The organism is Kluyvera fluvialis, assembly GCF_059725275.1.
In genome coordinates, this window is sequence record NZ_AP046142.1 from 741,352 (window position 1) to 757,697 (window position 16,346).

General features: G+C 54.9%; 12 protein-coding genes. 6 read left to right on the forward strand and 6 right to left on the reverse strand.

All coding sequences use genetic code 11. From position 1 onward, the window contains the following. Positions 1-104 precede the first annotated feature (104 nt). Both qseC and qseB read right to left on the reverse strand, forming a co-directional pair. Positions 105-1,454, reverse strand: a complete 1,350-nt coding sequence (gene qseC / locus AC6I4B_RS03565; RefSeq protein WP_497769654.1) for a quorum sensing histidine kinase QseC — start codon at positions 1,452-1,454, stop codon at positions 105-107. Beyond that, positions 1,451-2,110 carry a quorum sensing response regulator transcription factor QseB gene (qseB, locus tag AC6I4B_RS03570; RefSeq protein WP_497769655.1) on the reverse strand — a complete coding sequence of 220 codons (660 nt, stop codon included), beginning with the start codon at positions 2,108-2,110 and terminating at the stop codon, positions 1,451-1,453. Before qseB ends, qseC begins: the two co-directional genes overlap by 4 nt. A gap of 149 nt (positions 2,111-2,259) precedes the next feature. On the opposite strand from qseB, the gene AC6I4B_RS03575 reads away from it, so the two are divergent. From AC6I4B_RS03575 to AC6I4B_RS03595, 5 genes are all read left to right on the forward strand, one after another. Next, on the forward strand, positions 2,260-2,652 hold the full coding sequence (locus AC6I4B_RS03575; RefSeq protein ID WP_497769657.1) for a YgiW/YdeI family stress tolerance OB fold protein: 393 nt from the start codon (positions 2,260-2,262) through the stop codon (positions 2,650-2,652). A gap of 233 nt (positions 2,653-2,885) precedes the next feature. Next, positions 2,886-5,144, forward strand: a complete 2,259-nt coding sequence (gene parC, locus AC6I4B_RS03580; protein ID WP_497769658.1) for a DNA topoisomerase IV subunit A — start codon at positions 2,886-2,888, stop codon at positions 5,142-5,144. Between the two features lie 302 nt (positions 5,145-5,446). Then, the gene (gene plsC, locus AC6I4B_RS03585) at positions 5,447-6,181 is read left to right on the forward strand and encodes a 1-acylglycerol-3-phosphate O-acyltransferase (RefSeq protein ID WP_497769660.1); all 735 of its coding nucleotides are present in this window, start codon (positions 5,447-5,449) and stop codon (positions 6,179-6,181) included. Between the two features lie 103 nt (positions 6,182-6,284). Beyond that, entirely contained in the window at positions 6,285-7,697 is a 1,413-nt protein-coding gene (ftsP, locus tag AC6I4B_RS03590) for a cell division protein FtsP (protein WP_497769661.1), read from the forward strand. A 165-nt stretch (positions 7,698-7,862) separates the two neighbouring features. Further along, the gene (locus AC6I4B_RS03595; RefSeq protein ID WP_497769663.1) at positions 7,863-10,127 is read left to right on the forward strand and encodes a YgiQ family radical SAM protein; all 2,265 of its coding nucleotides are present in this window, start codon (positions 7,863-7,865) and stop codon (positions 10,125-10,127) included. A 136-nt stretch (positions 10,128-10,263) separates the two neighbouring features. Here the strand turns inward: AC6I4B_RS03595 and dkgA are convergent, their stop codons facing one another. Both dkgA and yqhD read right to left on the reverse strand, forming a co-directional pair. Next, positions 10,264-11,091: a 2,5-didehydrogluconate reductase DkgA gene (gene dkgA, locus AC6I4B_RS03600; protein ID WP_497769664.1), complete on the reverse strand. Its 828-nt coding sequence runs from the start codon at positions 11,089-11,091 to the stop codon at positions 10,264-10,266. Positions 11,092-11,193: 102 nt separating this feature from the next. Further along, entirely contained in the window at positions 11,194-12,357 is a 1,164-nt protein-coding gene (yqhD, locus tag AC6I4B_RS03605; RefSeq protein ID WP_497769666.1) for an alcohol dehydrogenase, read from the reverse strand. 197 nt (positions 12,358-12,554) lie between these two features. Between yqhD and AC6I4B_RS03610 the strand changes: the two genes are divergently transcribed. Continuing rightward, positions 12,555-13,445, forward strand: a complete 891-nt coding sequence (locus tag AC6I4B_RS03610) for an AraC family transcriptional regulator (protein ID WP_497769668.1) — start codon at positions 12,555-12,557, stop codon at positions 13,443-13,445. A gap of 690 nt (positions 13,446-14,135) precedes the next feature. Here the strand turns inward: AC6I4B_RS03610 and yghB are convergent. Both yghB and metC read right to left on the reverse strand, forming a co-directional pair. Continuing rightward, positions 14,136-14,795 (reverse strand): DedA family general envelope maintenance protein YghB, encoded by a 660-nt coding sequence (gene yghB, locus AC6I4B_RS03615; protein WP_497769669.1) that lies wholly within the window; start codon positions 14,793-14,795, stop codon positions 14,136-14,138. 161 nt (positions 14,796-14,956) lie between these two features. Continuing rightward, positions 14,957-16,144: a cystathionine beta-lyase gene (gene metC, locus AC6I4B_RS03620; protein WP_497769671.1), complete on the reverse strand. Its 1,188-nt coding sequence runs from the start codon at positions 16,142-16,144 to the stop codon at positions 14,957-14,959. Positions 16,145-16,346 lie beyond the last annotated feature (202 nt).

A 16,346-nucleotide genomic window follows, 5' to 3' on the forward strand; every position in this document is an offset into this window, starting at 1 on the left:
TTTATCCTCGAAAGTAAGCGTTTGTCCGTCATGATACTCGGCTCACCATTGCGGTTAAATGTGCAAAATGTGCAAAGTCTTTTGCTGAAATAGCAATAATCAGCTTACCAACGAATATCAACGATAAAACCACCGTCCGGCGCATTCGCGAAGTGAACCGACATCTGATGCAGCGCGGCAATGCGCTGAACGATAGACAGCCCCAAACCACTGCCGGTTTGATCCTGCCCCGGCGGGCGGTAGAAACGCTCGCCGATACGCGCCAGCGCCTCGGCTGCGATCCCTGGCCCGTTGTCACGAATGCTAAAACTGCGCGCTTCCAGCGTCACATTCACCACACTGCCCGCCGGGCTGTAGCGCACGGCGTTATCCAGCAGGTTACGCACCAACAGACTGAGTAATAGCGGTTGCGCGGTGCGAGTGATCTGCTGTGCATTCAGTTGCAGGCGAATCTCAATACCGGCTTTCTGCGCCGAATGGTAAATATCCATCACTGCGGATTCCAGCAGGCTATCGAGACTCACCGTCTGTACGTCAGCCAGTTGCTCCAGCGAGTCCAGGCGCGAAAGCGTGAGCAGTTGTTCCACCAGACGCGTCGCGCGGTCAATGCCCTGATGCAGTTGCATCAAGGCTTTACTCTGGCTCTCAGGGTCATCCTGCGACATTTGCGCCACTTCCGCCTGCACTCGCAGCGCGGTCAGTGGGCTACGCAGTTCGTGCGCAGCGTCGGAGGTAAAGCGGCGCTCGCGAGTCATCATATCGTGAGTGCGGCGGAACAGTTGATTCAGCGCGTCCAGCAGCGGGCGCACCTCGCTGGGCACGCCTTCGGTGCTCAGTGGGTCACCCGAGTCTGGGTCGCGTTGGCGCAAGGTGCGGGTCAGTTTTTTCAGCGGTGCTAGCTCGCGGCTCAGCAACAAAATCAGCAGTAAAAACATTAATGGCAAGGCGATAAGCCACGGCGTTAGCTGGCTGGTGATGATGTCCAGCGCCATCTCTTTGCGGTAGTCCCACTCCTGGCCGACCACGATGCGATATTTTTTATCGGCGGTGGTCAGCCATAAAAAACGCCAGCTATCGTCGTCATTACTGAGATGCCCGTCGTCAAAGCCTTCACGGCGATAATGGTACGGAATGTACGGCCCGTTCTCGCCGTCGTGCAGCACCATTTCTCCGTCGCTGGTGTAGATAGCGAAGGCCAGTGCGTCATCATCCAAATGCCCATGCTTGATCTTTTTCGGCGCGCGCACCCACTGGCGCGAAGTAGGCAGGTCGGCAAAATCCATTGCGCTGATACGTTTGGCGAACAGCATCTGCTGGGTATCGAACAGTTTATCCAGCTTATCGGTAGTGTGTTGCCAGGCGATGGCGCTGGCGAAACACCAGGCCACCGCAGAGAGCAGCATAAACAGCAGCGTCAGGCGAAAGCGAAGGCTAAGACGGCGGAGCAGATTCATTGGTCACCCAGGGTGTAGCCGATACCGTGTACGGTACGGATAAAGTGGCTGCCGAGCTTACGGCGCAGGTGGTGGACGTGAACTTCGATGGCGTTGCTGGTGACCTCTTCATCCCAGCTATACAGTTTTTCTTCGATCAGTTTGCGCGGCAGCACACGCCCGGCGTTGCGTAATAACAGTTCCAGCAGGGCAAACTCTTTCGGCTTGAGCGCCAGCGGTTCGCCATTCATCGTCGCGACCAGTTTACTCGGATCAAGCTCAACAGCGCCGTGGCGCAGTACGCTGCTGGTTTGCCCGTGCGCCCGGCGGATTAACGCTTCCAGCCGCGCGGCGACTTCAATCAGCGCGAACGGTTTACATAAATAGTCGTCGGCGCCGAGGCGCAGCCCTTCAACTCGCTGATTGAGTGCGTCGCGGGCGGTCAGAATAAGCACTGGTTCGCGGTGAGATTTCTCGCGCCATTCGCGCAGAATATCCAGCCCATCAATACCGGGCAGCGTGAGATCGAGGATCACCGCATCGTAAGGGGCGCTATACAGCGCGATTTTTCCCTCTTCGCCACGGGTAAACCAGTCCACGCTGAAACCCATTTTCCCCAGCCCGGTTTTGATACCGTCGCCAATCAGCTTGTCATCTTCGACTAATAAAATGCGCATCGTCCATTCCTTGCTTGCCGCTCTGATAGCAAGTAAACCGCGTCTTCGCCGCCGCTGTACAGCAAAAATAATTCTTTTTTCTGCTTAAGAAGTTGTTAAGAATTAGCCTGTGTAATAGGCCACAGACACAGTAAAAGGGAGAGCAAACAATGAAAAAAATTGCAACGATAGCGGCCATTCTGGCACTGGCATCCGCACCGGTATTTGCCGCAGATCAAGGGGGCTTTTCTGGCCCTTCCAGCACCGTAGCACAAGGCGGCGGTTTTGTTGGGCCTAACGGCACGGCCACGACCACGGCAAACGCCAAATCCATGCGTGATGATACCTGGGTTACCCTGCGCGGTAATATTATCGAGCGCGTTTCCGATGACCTGTACATTTTTAAAGACGCCAGCGGCACGGTGAATGTGGATATCGACCACAAGCGCTGGAACGGCCTGGTCGTCACGCCGCAGGATCTCGTCGAAATCAACGGCGAAGTGGATAAAGACTGGAATTCAGTCGAAATTGACGTGAAACAGATCCGCAAAGTGAACCCATAATCGCCGCAAACTGCGCAGGATAGGCCAGGATTGCGCCTGTCTGCGTCGTCATTATGCGTCATCTGGATGAGCCTCTCTCGCTTGAGGTGCTAAGCCAGATGGCGCATCACCTGCCATTTCATTTTCATCGGCAAACCGCCGAACTTCTGTGACTCAACGCGTCAGATAAGGTAGTATCTGCGGCAATATTGCCCCTTCGATGGCTGGCGAAATAAGTTGAGGAATCACGATTAATGAGCGATATGGCAGAGCGCCTTGCGCTACATGAATTTACGGAAAACGCCTACTTAAACTACTCCATGTACGTCATCATGGACAGGGCGTTACCGTTTATTGGCGATGGTCTAAAACCGGTGCAGCGCCGCATCGTCTATGCGATGTCTGAACTGGGGCTGAATGCCAGCGCCAAATTTAAAAAATCCGCCCGTACCGTCGGTGACGTACTGGGTAAATATCATCCACACGGCGACAGCGCTTGCTATGAAGCGATGGTGCTGATGGCACAGCCGTTCTCCTATCGTTATCCGCTGGTTGATGGCCAGGGGAACTGGGGTGCGCCGGATGATCCGAAGTCCTTCGCGGCGATGCGTTATACCGAATCTCGCCTGTCGAAATATTCCGAGCTGCTGCTGAGTGAGCTGGGCCAGGGAACGGCAGACTGGGTGCCAAACTTTGACGGCACTATGCAGGAGCCGAAAATGCTGCCTGCGCGCCTGCCGAACATTCTGCTTAACGGCACGACCGGTATTGCGGTCGGGATGGCGACGGACATTCCGCCGCACAACCTGCGCGAAGTGGCAAAAGCGGCAATTACACTTATCGATAGCCCGAAAACCACGCTGGATGAGCTGCTGGATATCGTCCACGGGCCGGATTACCCAACCGAGGCGGAGATCATCACGCCGCGCGCCGAAATCCGCAAAATTTATCAGAATGGCCGTGGCTCCGTGCGGATGCGCGCGGTGTGGACGAAAGAAGACGGCGCGGTGGTGATTACCGCGCTGCCGCACCAGGTTTCCGGTGCCAAAGTGCTGGAGCAGATTGCGGCGCAGATGCGCAACAAAAAGCTGCCGATGGTAGATGACCTGCGTGATGAGTCTGACCACGAAAACCCGACGCGTCTGGTGATTGTGCCGCGTTCCAATCGTGTGGATATGGAGCCGGTGATGCATCACCTGTTTGCCACCACCGACCTGGAAAAAAGCTATCGCATCAACCTGAATATGATTGGTCTGGATGGCCGTCCGGCGGTGAAAAACCTGCTGGAAATCCTGACCGAATGGCTGGCGTTCCGTCGCGATACCGTAACGCGCCGCCTGAACTATCGTCTGGAGAAAGTGCTGAAACGCCTGCATATCCTCGAAGGTTTGCTGGTCGCGTTTCTCAATATTGACGAAGTTATCCATATCATCCGTAGCGAAGACGAGCCGAAGCCGGTACTGATGTCGCGTTTTGGCATCAGCGAAACGCAGGCGGAAGCCATCCTTGAGCTGAAACTGCGCCATCTTGCCAAACTGGAAGAAGTGAAGATTCGCGGTGAGCAGGATGAATTAGCGAAAGAGCGTGACCGCCTGCAAGCGGTTCTCGCCTCCGAACGCAAAATGAGCAGCCTGCTGAAGAAAGAGTTGCAGGCTGATGCCGATGCCTTTGGCGATGACCGCCGTTCGCCGCTGCGTGAACGCGAAGAAGCCAAAGCGATGAGCGAGCACGACATGCTGCCGTCTGAGCCGGTGACCATTGTGCTGTCGCAGATGGGCTGGGTGCGTAGCGCCAAAGGCCATGATATTGACGCGCAAGGGCTGAGCTATAAATCTGGCGATAGCTGGAAAGCGTCGGTGAAAGGCAAGAGCAACCAGCCGGTGGTGTTTGTGGACACTACTGGTCGAAGCTACGCCATTGACCCGATTACGCTGCCGTCGGCGCGCGGGCAGGGTGAACCCCTGACCGGCAAACTAACGCTGCCGCCAGGCGCGACCGTCGAGCATATGCTGATGGAAGGCGATGACCAGAAACTGCTGATGGCCTCGGACGCTGGTTACGGTTTCCTGTGTACCTTCAACGATTTGGTGGCGCGTAACCGTGCGGGTAAAGCGCTGATTACGCTGCCAGAAAATGCGCAGGTGCTGCCGCCGCTGGTGGTGGAAGATGAGTCGGATATGCTGCTGGCGATTACTGCCGCAGGCCGGATGCTGATGTTCCCGCTGAGTGATTTGCCGCAGTTGTCGAAAGGTAAGGGCAATAAGATTATCAACATTCCTTCCGCAGAAGCGGCGAGCGGTGTCGATAGCCTGGCGCACCTGTACATCCTGCCGCCGCACAGCACGCTGACCTTCCACGTCGGCAAACGCAAGATCAAACTGCGCCCGGAAGAGTTGCAAAAAGTGACGGGCGAACGCGGACGCCGTGGGACGCTGATGCGCGGCCTGCAAAAAATCGACCGTGTAGAGATTGATTCCCCGAAACGCCCGAGCGTGGGTGATAGCGAGGAGTAATCCTCTCACCCTAAGCCTCTCTCGTTGAGAGAGGCTCGCTCTGATGCTTTTTTCTCCCGCTGAAGGAACCAGAAGGAGAGGGCAAAAAGTACAAATATTGCTATAAAGCGTTGTTTATTACGCCATTGCGATTAAGAATAGCCCTTACAAGGGTTTGCGAGTCACAACTCCTGAGCGATATATATGCGCAAAATCATTCGAGCCGCTTTATGGAACGCGTTAGCGTTTTGAACAGCCCTTGCGCGGCAGCTTGAAATATGGCGGGTATATAACGCGAAGAGGCTCAGGATTCAGAGGTAGCCATGCTATTTATTTTACGTGTCATTATTGTTGTCATTTATTGCATCCTGGTATGCATTTTTGGCTGTATCTATTGCCTGTTCAGCCCGCGAAACCCAAAACACGTTGCCACCTTCGGCCATCTGTTTGGTCGTCTGGCGCCGGTTTTTGGTCTGAAAGTTGAAACCCGTATGCCAGCCGATGTCGGAAGCTACGGTAACGCGATTTACATTGCGAACCACCAGAATAACTACGATATGGTGACGGCGGCGAATATCGTCCAGCCGCCAACCGTGACCGTTGGCAAAAAGAGCCTGGTGTGGATCCCGTTCTTTGGTCAGCTTTACTGGCTGACGGGTAATCTGCTGATTGATCGTAATAATCGGGCTAAAGCGCACGGCACTATTGCCGAAGTCGTGAACTCGTTTAAGAAACGCAAAGTCTCTTTCTGGATGTTCCCGGAAGGTACGCGTAGCCGTGGTCGTGGCCTGCTGCCGTTTAAAACCGGTGCATTCCACGCAGCTATTGCGGCGGGCGTCCCGATTATTCCCGTGTGCGTCTCAAATACATCGAACAAGATTAAACTCAACCGCTGGAATAATGGTCTGGTGATTGTGGAAATGCTGCCACCGATTGATACCAGTGCATGGGGTAAAGATCAGGTGCGTGAGCTGGCGAAACACTGCCGTGAAGTGATGAAGGCAAAAATAGATGAGCTGGACCAGGAAGTGGCTCAACGCGAGTCTGCCGGTAAATAGTATTATGCCTGCCAGCAGCGCGGAGAATCACCGCGCCGCACATTGTTTTGCTGTTGGGAAAATGAGTTCCCCTTTTTGATTTGTCAGTATTGATGGAGTTTATATGTCACTCAGTCGGCGTCAGTTTATTCAGGCTTCGGGCGTTGCGCTCTGTGCTGGCGCAGTGCCGTTGAGAGCACAGGCGGCAGGTAAACAGCCGGTCTTGCCCGTGCCTCCGCTGCTGGAATCACGCCGTGGACAACCTCTTTTCTTAACGCTGCAACGCGCGCACTGGTCGTTTACCCAGGGCACACGCGCGCCGGTGTGGGGCATCAATGGTCGTTATCTTGGGCCGACGATTCGCGTCTGGCGTGGCGATGACGTTAAGCTCATCTACAGCAACCGCCTGGCAGAAAACGTCGCCATGACCGTTCGCGGCCTACAGGTTCCTGGCCCGTTGATTGGCGGTGCGGCGCGCATGATGTCACCTAACGCCGATTGGGCTCCCGTGCTGCCGATTCGCCAGAGCGCATCGACATTATGGTATCAAGCCAACACGCCTAACCACATGGCGCAGCAGGTCTATAACGGCCTGGCGGGGATGTGGCTGATAGAGGATGAAGTGAGTAAGTCCTTACCCATCCCGAACCATTACGGCGTGGATGATTTCCCGGTCATTATTCAGGACAAGCGGCTGGATAACTTTGGCGCGCCGGTATACGACGAACCTGGCAGCGGTGGCTTTATCGGCGATACGCTGCTGGTTAACGGCGTACAAGGGCCTTACGTTGAAGTCTCGCGCGGTTGGGTACGGCTGCGCCTGCTGAATGCGTCTAACTCTCGCCGCTACTCATTGCGTATGAGCGATGGACGCGCGCTGCACGTGATTTCAAGCGATCAGGGATTCCTGCCGGCGCCGGTTTCGGCCACTCAGATTTCGCTTGCTCCGGGTGAGCGTCGGGAAGTCCTCGTTGATATGACCAACGGCGACGAAGTGTCGATGACCTGCGGTGAATCCGCCAGCATTATGGATCGCATCCGTGGTTTCTTCGAACCGTCGAGCATTCTTATCTCAACGCTGGTACTGACTTTGCGTCCTACCGGCCTACTGCCGTTAGTGACCGATAGCTTACCGATGCGCCTGCTGCCGACGGAAATTCTCGGCGGTGCGCCGACCCGCAGCCGCGACATTGTGCTGGGCGATGACCCAGGCATTAACGGCCAATTGTGGGACCCGCAGCGTATTGATATTACTGCACAGCAAGGTAGCTGGGAGCGCTGGACAGTGCGCGCCGACTCTCCGCAGTCGTTCCATATTGAAGGGGTGATGTTCCAGATTCGCAACGTCAATGGCGCAATGCCGCTGCCGGAAGATCGTGGCTGGAAAGACACCGTATGGATTGATGGTCAGGTTGAGCTGCTGGTGTACTACGGGCAGCCGTCGTGGCCGCATTTCCCATTCCAGTATTCCAGCCAAACGCTGGAACTGGCTGACCGTGGCTCCATTGGTCAGATTCTGGTAAACCCCGCACCATAATGATTACGTTATCCGGCCTGCTGAAATGTTCACAGGCCGGATAAACGCCGCGTCATCCGGCGCTTCGGTCGCCCCAGCGATAATCCCCTTCATTTCGTGTATCAATAAAGCGTATAATCCCCGGCCTTTGATTATTTTTTTACCACTTTTCTTTTTGGAAGCAACATGAGCGCTATCTCCCTGATCCAACCGGATCGCGACCTTTTCTCCTGGCCGCAGTACTGGGCTGCCTGTTTCGGGCCAGCACCGTTTTTGCCGATGTCACGAGAAGAGATGGATCAACTTGGCTGGGATAGCTGCGACATCATTCTGGTTACTGGCGACGCCTACGTTGACCACCCGAGCTTCGGGATGGCGATTTGTGGCCGTATGCTGGAAGCGCAGGGCTTCCGCGTGGGGATCATCGCCCAGCCGGATTGGAACAGCAAAGACGATTTTATGCGTCTGGGCAAACCGAACCTGTTCTTTGGCGTCACTGCCGGCAACATGGACTCGATGATCAACCGCTACACCGCAGACCGTAAGCTGCGTCATGACGATGCCTACACCCCGGATAACGTCGCCGGGAAGCGCCCGGACAGAGCCACGCTGGTGTATACCCAGCGCTGTAAAGAGGCGTGGAAAGATGTGCCGGTGATCCTCGGCGGTATCGAAGCCAGCCTGCGCCGTACCGCGCACTACGATTACTGGTCTGATACCGTTCGCCGTTCGGTGCTGATTGACGCCAAAGCCGACATGCTGATGTTCGGTAACGGTGAACGCCCGCTGGTGGAAGTGGCGCATCGTCTGTCGATGGGCGAGCCTATCAGTGAGATTCGCGACGTGCGTAACACGGCGATTATCGTGAAAGAAGCGCTGCCTGGCTGGTCTGGCGTGGATTCAACGCGTATTGACACCCCAGGGAAAATCGACCCTATTCCACATCCGTATGGCGAAGATTTGCCGTGCGCTGATAACAAACCGGTAGAGCCGAAAAAGCAGGAAGCCAGGGCGATTACCGTGCAGCCTCCGCGCCCAAAACCGTGGGAAAAAACCTACGTGTTGCTGCCGTCGTTTGAAAAAGTGAAGAATGACAAAGTGCTGTATGCTCACGCCTCGCGCATTCTGCACCACGAAACCAACCCCGGTAGCGCCCGTGCGCTGATGCAAAAGCAGGGCGATCGCTATATCTGGATTAACCCACCGGCGATTCCGCTCTCGACCGAAGAGATGGACAGCGTATTTGCGCTGCCGTACCAACGTATTCCACACCCGTCATATGGCAAAAGCCGTATTCCAGCGTATGAGATGATTCGTTTTTCTATCAACATCATGCGCGGCTGCTTTGGCGGTTGCTCGTTCTGTTCTATTACCGAGCACGAAGGGCGTATTATCCAGAGCCGTTCTGAAGATTCGATTATTAATGAAATTGAAGCCATTCGTGACACCGTTCCTGGGTTTACCGGCATTATCTCGGATCTTGGTGGCCCAACGGCCAACATGTATATGCTGCGCTGTAAATCGCCGCGCGCCGAGCAAACCTGCCGCCGCTTGTCCTGCGTTTACCCGGAAATCTGCCCGCATATGGATACCGACCATACGCCGACGATTAACCTGTACCGCCGCGCTCGCGATCTGAAAGGCATCAAAAAGATCCTGATTGCTTCCGGCGTGCGTTACGATCTGGCAGTGGAAGACCCGCGTTATATCAAAGAGCTGGCGACGCATCACGTTGGTGGTTACCTGAAGATTGCGCCAGAACACACCGAAGAGGGACCGTTGTCGAAGATGATGAAGCCGGGGATGGGTAGCTATCACCGCTTTAAAGAGCTGTTCGACACCTACTCGAAGCAGGCCGGTAAAGAGCAGTATTTGATTCCGTACTTTATCTCTGCGCACCCAGGTACGCGTGATGAAGACATGGTGAACCTGGCGCTGTGGCTGAAACAGCATCGTTTCCGCCTTGATCAGGTGCAGAACTTCTATCCGTCGCCACTGGCGAATTCGACCACCATGTATTACACCGGCAAGAACCCGCTGGGTAAAATTGGCTATAAGAGTGAAGATGTGGTTGTGCCGAAAGGCGACAAACAGCGCCGTTTGCACAAAGCGCTGCTGCGCTACCATGATCCCGCTAACTGGCCGTTAATCCGCCAGGCGCTGGAAACTATGGGCAAAAAGCATCTGATCGGTAGCCGTCGTGATTGTCTGGTGCCTGCGCCAACGCTTGAGGAGATGCGCGAAGCTCGCCGCCAGAACCGCAATACGCGCCCGGCATTAACCAAGCACACGCCAGTGGCGCATCAGCGCCAGACGCCAGCAGGAGCGAAAAAAGCGCCATCCGCCCAGCCGCGTAAACCGGCAGAAGCGGCCAAGAAAGCGCCATCCACACCACCGCGCCAAGCCAATAGCGGTGCGAAAAAACGCCCTAAACCGGCGGTTGGGCGTTAAAACCGATGCCCGGTGGCGCTGCGCTTACCGGGCCTACAAATCTAATGTCCGGTGACGCTATGCTTACCGGGCCTACAAATCTGGTAGGCCGGATAAGGCGTAGCCGCCATCCGGCTTCTATCGCACAGGTGGTCGCTTAACCGCCAAACTGGTCGGGATCTGGCCCCAAACGCTTACCTTGATCCAGCGCGGCGATTTCAGTGAGTTCGTCTTTATCCAGACGGAAATCCCACACGTCAAAGTTTTCCGCAATGCGCGACGGCGTGACCGATTTCGGGATAACCACCAGGCCGCTATCGAGATGCCAGCGAATAACAACCTGCGCCGGTGTTTTGCCATATTTATCCGCCAGGGCGCGGATAACTTTCTGATCAAACACCCCTTCGCCACCCTGTGCCAGCGGGCTCCAGGATTCGGTCTGGATTTTGTGCGTCGCATTCCACGAGTGCAGTTGGCGCTGTTGCATCAACGGGTGCAGCTCGATTTGGTTAATAACCGGTGCAACGCCGGTTTCATCAATCAACCGTTGCAGGTGAGGAATCTGGAAATTGCAGACACCAATGCTCTTAACCAGCCCCTGTTTTTGCAATTCAATCAGCTCTTTCCAGGCACTAACGTAGTGGTCGGCAGCCGGAACCGGCCAGTGAATCAAATACAGATCGAGATAGTCTAGCTGCAACTGTTCAAGGCTTTCCTGCAACGCATCGGCAGGGCGCTGATGCGCATCATTCCAAAGTTTGGTGGTAATAAACAGCTCATCGCGGGGCACGCCTGCGCTGTGAATGGCCTTGCCCACGCCGGACTCATTTTTGTAGGCCGTAGCGGTATCAATAGAGCGATAGCCCACCTCCAGCGCCTTATGAATCGCGGTGACCACGTCCTCATTACTTGCCTGCCAAACGCCCAGGCCTAGCTGCGGCATTACATTGCCATCGTGCAGTTTAATCACGGTTGGATGTGTCATGCATTTCTCCTTTTCGCGAGCTTATCGGGGCGATGCCCCGATAAGGTTGTAGGATTAAGTCTGGTAGAAATATGCAAAAACGAAAGGTAAAACGGTAAAGGCTTAGCGTGCAGCTTCGTAGATACGGCGGCTAACTTCCAGGGTAATATCCTGATTTTCACCGAGTTTTGTCATGCCATGTTCTTCCAGTTTTTTCAGCAGCGCAGGGATAGAACTGCCGTCCAGACCGTAGTCGGACAGGCGAGTTGGCACGCCCATTTGCTCGAAGAAGCGACGTGTTGCGGCAATCGCTGCATCAATACGCGCATCGTCAGAGCCTTCGGTAATGTTCCATACGCGTTCTGCGTATTGCAGCAGTTTCGCGCGCTTAGTATCACGTTTTTCGTTCCACAGTGCCGGCAGAACGATAGCCAGAGTCTGGGCGTGATCAAGGCCATGCATTGCCGTCAGTTCATGCCCCAGCATATGGGTAGCCCAGTCCTGCGGTACGCCTGCGCCAATCAGGCCATTCAGCGCTTGAGTCGCGGCCCACATGACGTTCGCACGCACATCATAGTCTTCTGGGTTTTCCAGCGCTTTCGGGCCATCTTCAACCAGCGTCAGCAGGATACCTTCAGCGAAACGATCCTGGATTTTGCCGTTTACCGGATAGGTAACATATTGCTCAACGGTATGAACAAAGGCATCGACTACGCCGTTAGCGACCTGACGCGGCGGCAGAGTGTAGGTGTAAACCGGGTCAAGAATTGCGAATACCGGCTGGACGTGAGAAGACATAAATGCCTGTTTGTCACCGGTGGTTTTGCGCGAGATAACCGCGCCTTTGTTAGACTCAGAACCGGTGGCTGGCAGCGTTAATACAGAACCCATTGGGATGGCGCTGGTCACGTTACTACCGCGTGTTTCGAGGATTTCCCACGGGTCGATGCTTGCATCGTAGTGCGCAGCAGCAGCGATAAATTTCGTGCCATCCAGCACGGAACCGCCGCCGACGGCCAGCAGGAACGTCACTTTCTGCTCACGGGCGATTTTCACCGCATTCATCAGCGTTTCATAAGATGGGTTAGGTTCGATACCGCCAAATTCCAGCACGTCCAGGCCTTTCAGCGCGGCGAGTACCTGGTCCAGTACGCCGGTTTTTTTGACGCTACCGCCGCCGTAGGTGATCAGCACGCGAGCATCAGCCGGGATTTGCGCGCGCAGGTTTTCGATGGCGCCTTTACCGAACAGAATGCGAGTAGGGGTGTGAAGATCAAAATTAAACATGGCTCGTTCCCTTCTTAGTGGGTGGAAAAAGAGGGCGGTGATGGGTTACCGCCGAATGTCATCATTGTGGTCCTGGTTGTCATCCCTCTCAATGCACATTTCTGCGATTGTCTTGCCCATTTCTCCATAAGGCTGGAGAAATGCGTTAATCGTAGTCACAATGGCATCGTCGGAAAAGGTATCGGGAGTACCCATTGATGAACCGCGAAGATATTTGTGCTCTGCTGACAGAAAAAGTTAAGCATCTGAAAAATAATGAACAAAACCTGAGGGCACTGCTGCCGGATATCCAATTGCTGTATGGTAATCAGCCCTGTGGGCGTACACCGGTGATGTATCGCCCCGGCATCGTGTTTCTCTTTTCCGGCTATAAAATTGGTTACATTAATGAGCGCACCTTTCGCTATGATGCAAACGAGTATTTGCTGCTTACCGTACCTTTACCCTTCGAATGTGAAACTTTTGCGACCGAAGACGCGCCGCTTGCTGGGCTACGGTTAGATGTGGATATTTTACAGCTACAAGAGCTGCTGATGGACATTGGCGAGGACGCGCTATTTCACCCGTCGATGGCGGAAAGCGGCATTAACTCTGCCACACTGTCCGAGGAGATTCTCTGCGCTGCCGAACGCCTGCTGGATGTGATGGAACGCCCGCTGGACGCGCGGATTCTTGGGAAGCAGATTATCCGCGAAATGTTGTACCACGTGCTGATCGGGCCACGCGGCGGGGCGCTGATGGCGTTGGTGAGCCGACAAACGCACTTCAGTCAGATTAGCCGAGTGCTGAAACGCATTGAAAGCCAGTACACCGAAAGCCTGAGCGTTGATCAACTGGCCGCCGAGGCCAATATGAGCCTGTCTGCGTTTCATCATAATTTTAAATCAGTGACCAGCACTTCGCCGCTGCAATACCTGAAAGCCTACCGTTTGCATAAAGCGCGGATGATGATGGTACACGATGGCGTGAAAGCCAGCGCGGCGGCGATGCAAGTGGGGTATGAAAGCGCCTCACAGTTCAGCCGCGAGTTTAAACGCTATTTCGGCCTGACGCCGGGAGAAGATGCCGCGCGTCTGCGCGGTATTTAAATATAAAAAAACCGGCGGTTGCCGTAACGCTTGTCAGTTAAGCGCCACATTCCGTTCACCTGATGTTTTGTAGAACATGAAGCCTCTGTTCCTGTGAACGGGTCAAGGGGGACTGCCGAGTCCCCCTTGACAATCCCTGCGGCCCCGCAGGGAAATCGGTGCTTCGCACTGCGCTCGCCTGCGAACTCCAGCCTGCGGCACGGCGAAACTCGACTTCCTGTCTCGGTTCGCCTCAGCCCGCCATCCCTGGCGGTCTGACCTTGTCTTCCTTTCTCCGGCTCGCCGATTTCCATCGGGGACTCATCGGTTTCAGTAACTCTGGTTCTGGATGTTCATTCAAAGACCGCACTGACGTGGGTGGCGTCTAAATCGCCGAAGCGTTCTCTGGAGGCCGGGGCAGCCCACAGGGATGTGGGCTGAGGGCGCGGCTTTACAGGGATGTTGCCTCGCGCCCGACCCGAAAGCCGCAAGAGATAAGCTGAGGGAATCGCGAAGCGACGATTTTGCCGCCGGAGACCGGGGGTGCAGGGGGCGGCGGCGACTGGCCGCCCCTTGCGCGCTCTTTGCGCCCGAGCATGTTTAGGGCATGGCGTAAAAAAGAGCGCAACTGGCGGCGATACTAAAAGTAGAAATCCCCTTAACTGACAAGCATCAGGCAGTTGCCGGGCTTTTCAAACGCGTAAATGAGTATTACGCGTCGCAGTATTTCTTCTTGATGACCACAATCACCGTGCCAAGCAGGCCAGCAACCAGCAGGAAAATCGGCAGGATCAGCAAAAATGTCATCACCTGATCTTCGTGACGTTTCACGAAAGGGATCATGCTGATGGCATAACCGAAGCTGGTGACTACGCCAACCCACAGCAGCGCGCTCAACCAGTTGAACACCTGGAAGCGGCGGTTAGGTAAGCCAGAAATTCCGGCCATCGTAGGCAACAATGTGCGCACAAATGCCAGAAAACGGCCAGCCAGCAGCGCCAGCAGACCGTGTCGGTCAAACATGCAGGTTGCGCGCTGGTGGTATTTATCCGGTAGCTGCGACAACCAACCTTTCACCACTCGTGTGTTACCCAACCAACGCCCCTGAACATAGCTCAGCCAGCAGCCGAGGCTGGCGGCGGTGGTTAAAATCGCAATCGTAGGGATGTAGCCCATTACGCCCTTGGCGATGAGCGCACCCGCCAATAGCAACAGGCTATCACCGGGTAAGAATGAAGCGGGAAGCAGGCCATTTTCCAGAAACAGTGTGGCAAACATGACCAGATAAACGACCCCCACGACGCGCGGATTCGCCAGAGCAGCAAAATCGTGCTGCCACAGCGCGGCGACAATATCTTGAATAACGACCATGAAAATTCCCGTGGAACAGCGTTTTCGCTCATTGTACGCCCAAAAGATTAAAAACACCTTGATCTCGGGCGCAACAAATACAGCGGCGTTGTTCTGATTTGCTGACAACGGGGCTGAATTTGTTTACGCCCGACAAAGGATGATGTCGGGCATGGGCTATGTTACACGATGCGGGCGAATCCTGCCGCTAAATCCGCAATGAGATCGTCAAGGTTTTCTAAACCGATGTGGACACGAATTAACGTGCCGCTGAAATCAATCTCACCGCCCGGGCGAATGGTAGCAAGCTCCTCCGGCTGGTTTGCCAGAATCAAAGATTCGAACCCGCCCCAGGAATAGGCCATGCTAAACAGCGAGAAGTGGTCGAGATAGTTCGCCAGTTCGTCGTCATTCAGGCGCTTATTGAGTACAAAAGAGAACAGCCCGCTGCTGCCGGTGAAGTCGCGCTTCCAGAACTCATGCCCTTTACTACCCGGCAGCGCAGGGTGGTTAACTCGTGCGACTTGAGGCTGTTGTACCAGCCATTCGGCAATTTTCAGGCTGCTCTCGTGATGCTGGCGCAAACGGACACCCAGAGTACGCAGGCCACGGCTGGTCATATACGCGGTGTCGGCGTCGAGCATTTGGCCCATCAGATACGCGTTTTCGCGCAACTGCGGCCAGCAACGTTCATTAGACACCGCCGTGCCTACCATCGCATCGGAGTGACCAATCAGGTATTTCGTCCCGGCCTGAATCGAAATATCAACGCCAAACTCCAGCGCCTTAAACAGCACGCCCGCCGCCCAGGTGTTATCTACTATGATAATGGCTTCTGGCGCGACGCGACGCACAGCGGCAACTATCGCCGGGACGTCGTGTACTTCCATCGTGATGGAGCCAGGTGATTCCAGAAACACCACTTTGGTATTGGGTTGAATTAGGTTCGCTATCTCTGCGCCAATCAGCGGGTCAAACCAGCCGGTGGTCACACCCAGCTTGCCGAGAATTTTGGTACAGAAATCCTGGCTTGGTTCGTAGGCGGTGTTGGTCATCAGTACGTGGTCGCCCTGTTCGACAAACGCCAGAATCGTATTTGCCACTGCGGCTGCCCCGCAAGGGAAAAGGGCGCAGCCCGCGCCGCCTTCCAGCTCACACATTGCCTCCTGGAGAGAGAAGTGCGTTAGCGTGCCGCGACGCCCATAGAATAGTTCTCCGTTGGCGCGGTTATGCGTGGCATGTTTTTTGGCGGCGACGCTTTCAAAAACCAGCGATGACGCGCGCTGAATCACGCTGTTTACCGATCCCTGTGTGTATTTTTTACTGCGCCCGGCGTTGACCAGCGCGGTGTCGAGGTGCTTGTTTGCCATTTCTGCTGTACCTGTTTTTATACGTCTGGACGTCTAAACTATCACGATTGGCGGCAGGGTATAGCGTTTCGTACGCATACAGCAGAAAATTTTGCCAAAAAGAAAGCTGAAAACTTTTTTACTGCGTAAGCGCAAGGAAACTAAGTGTGATTTAAGTCAATATGTAAATACTAATGAGAACTACTATCAATTCGACGTTGTT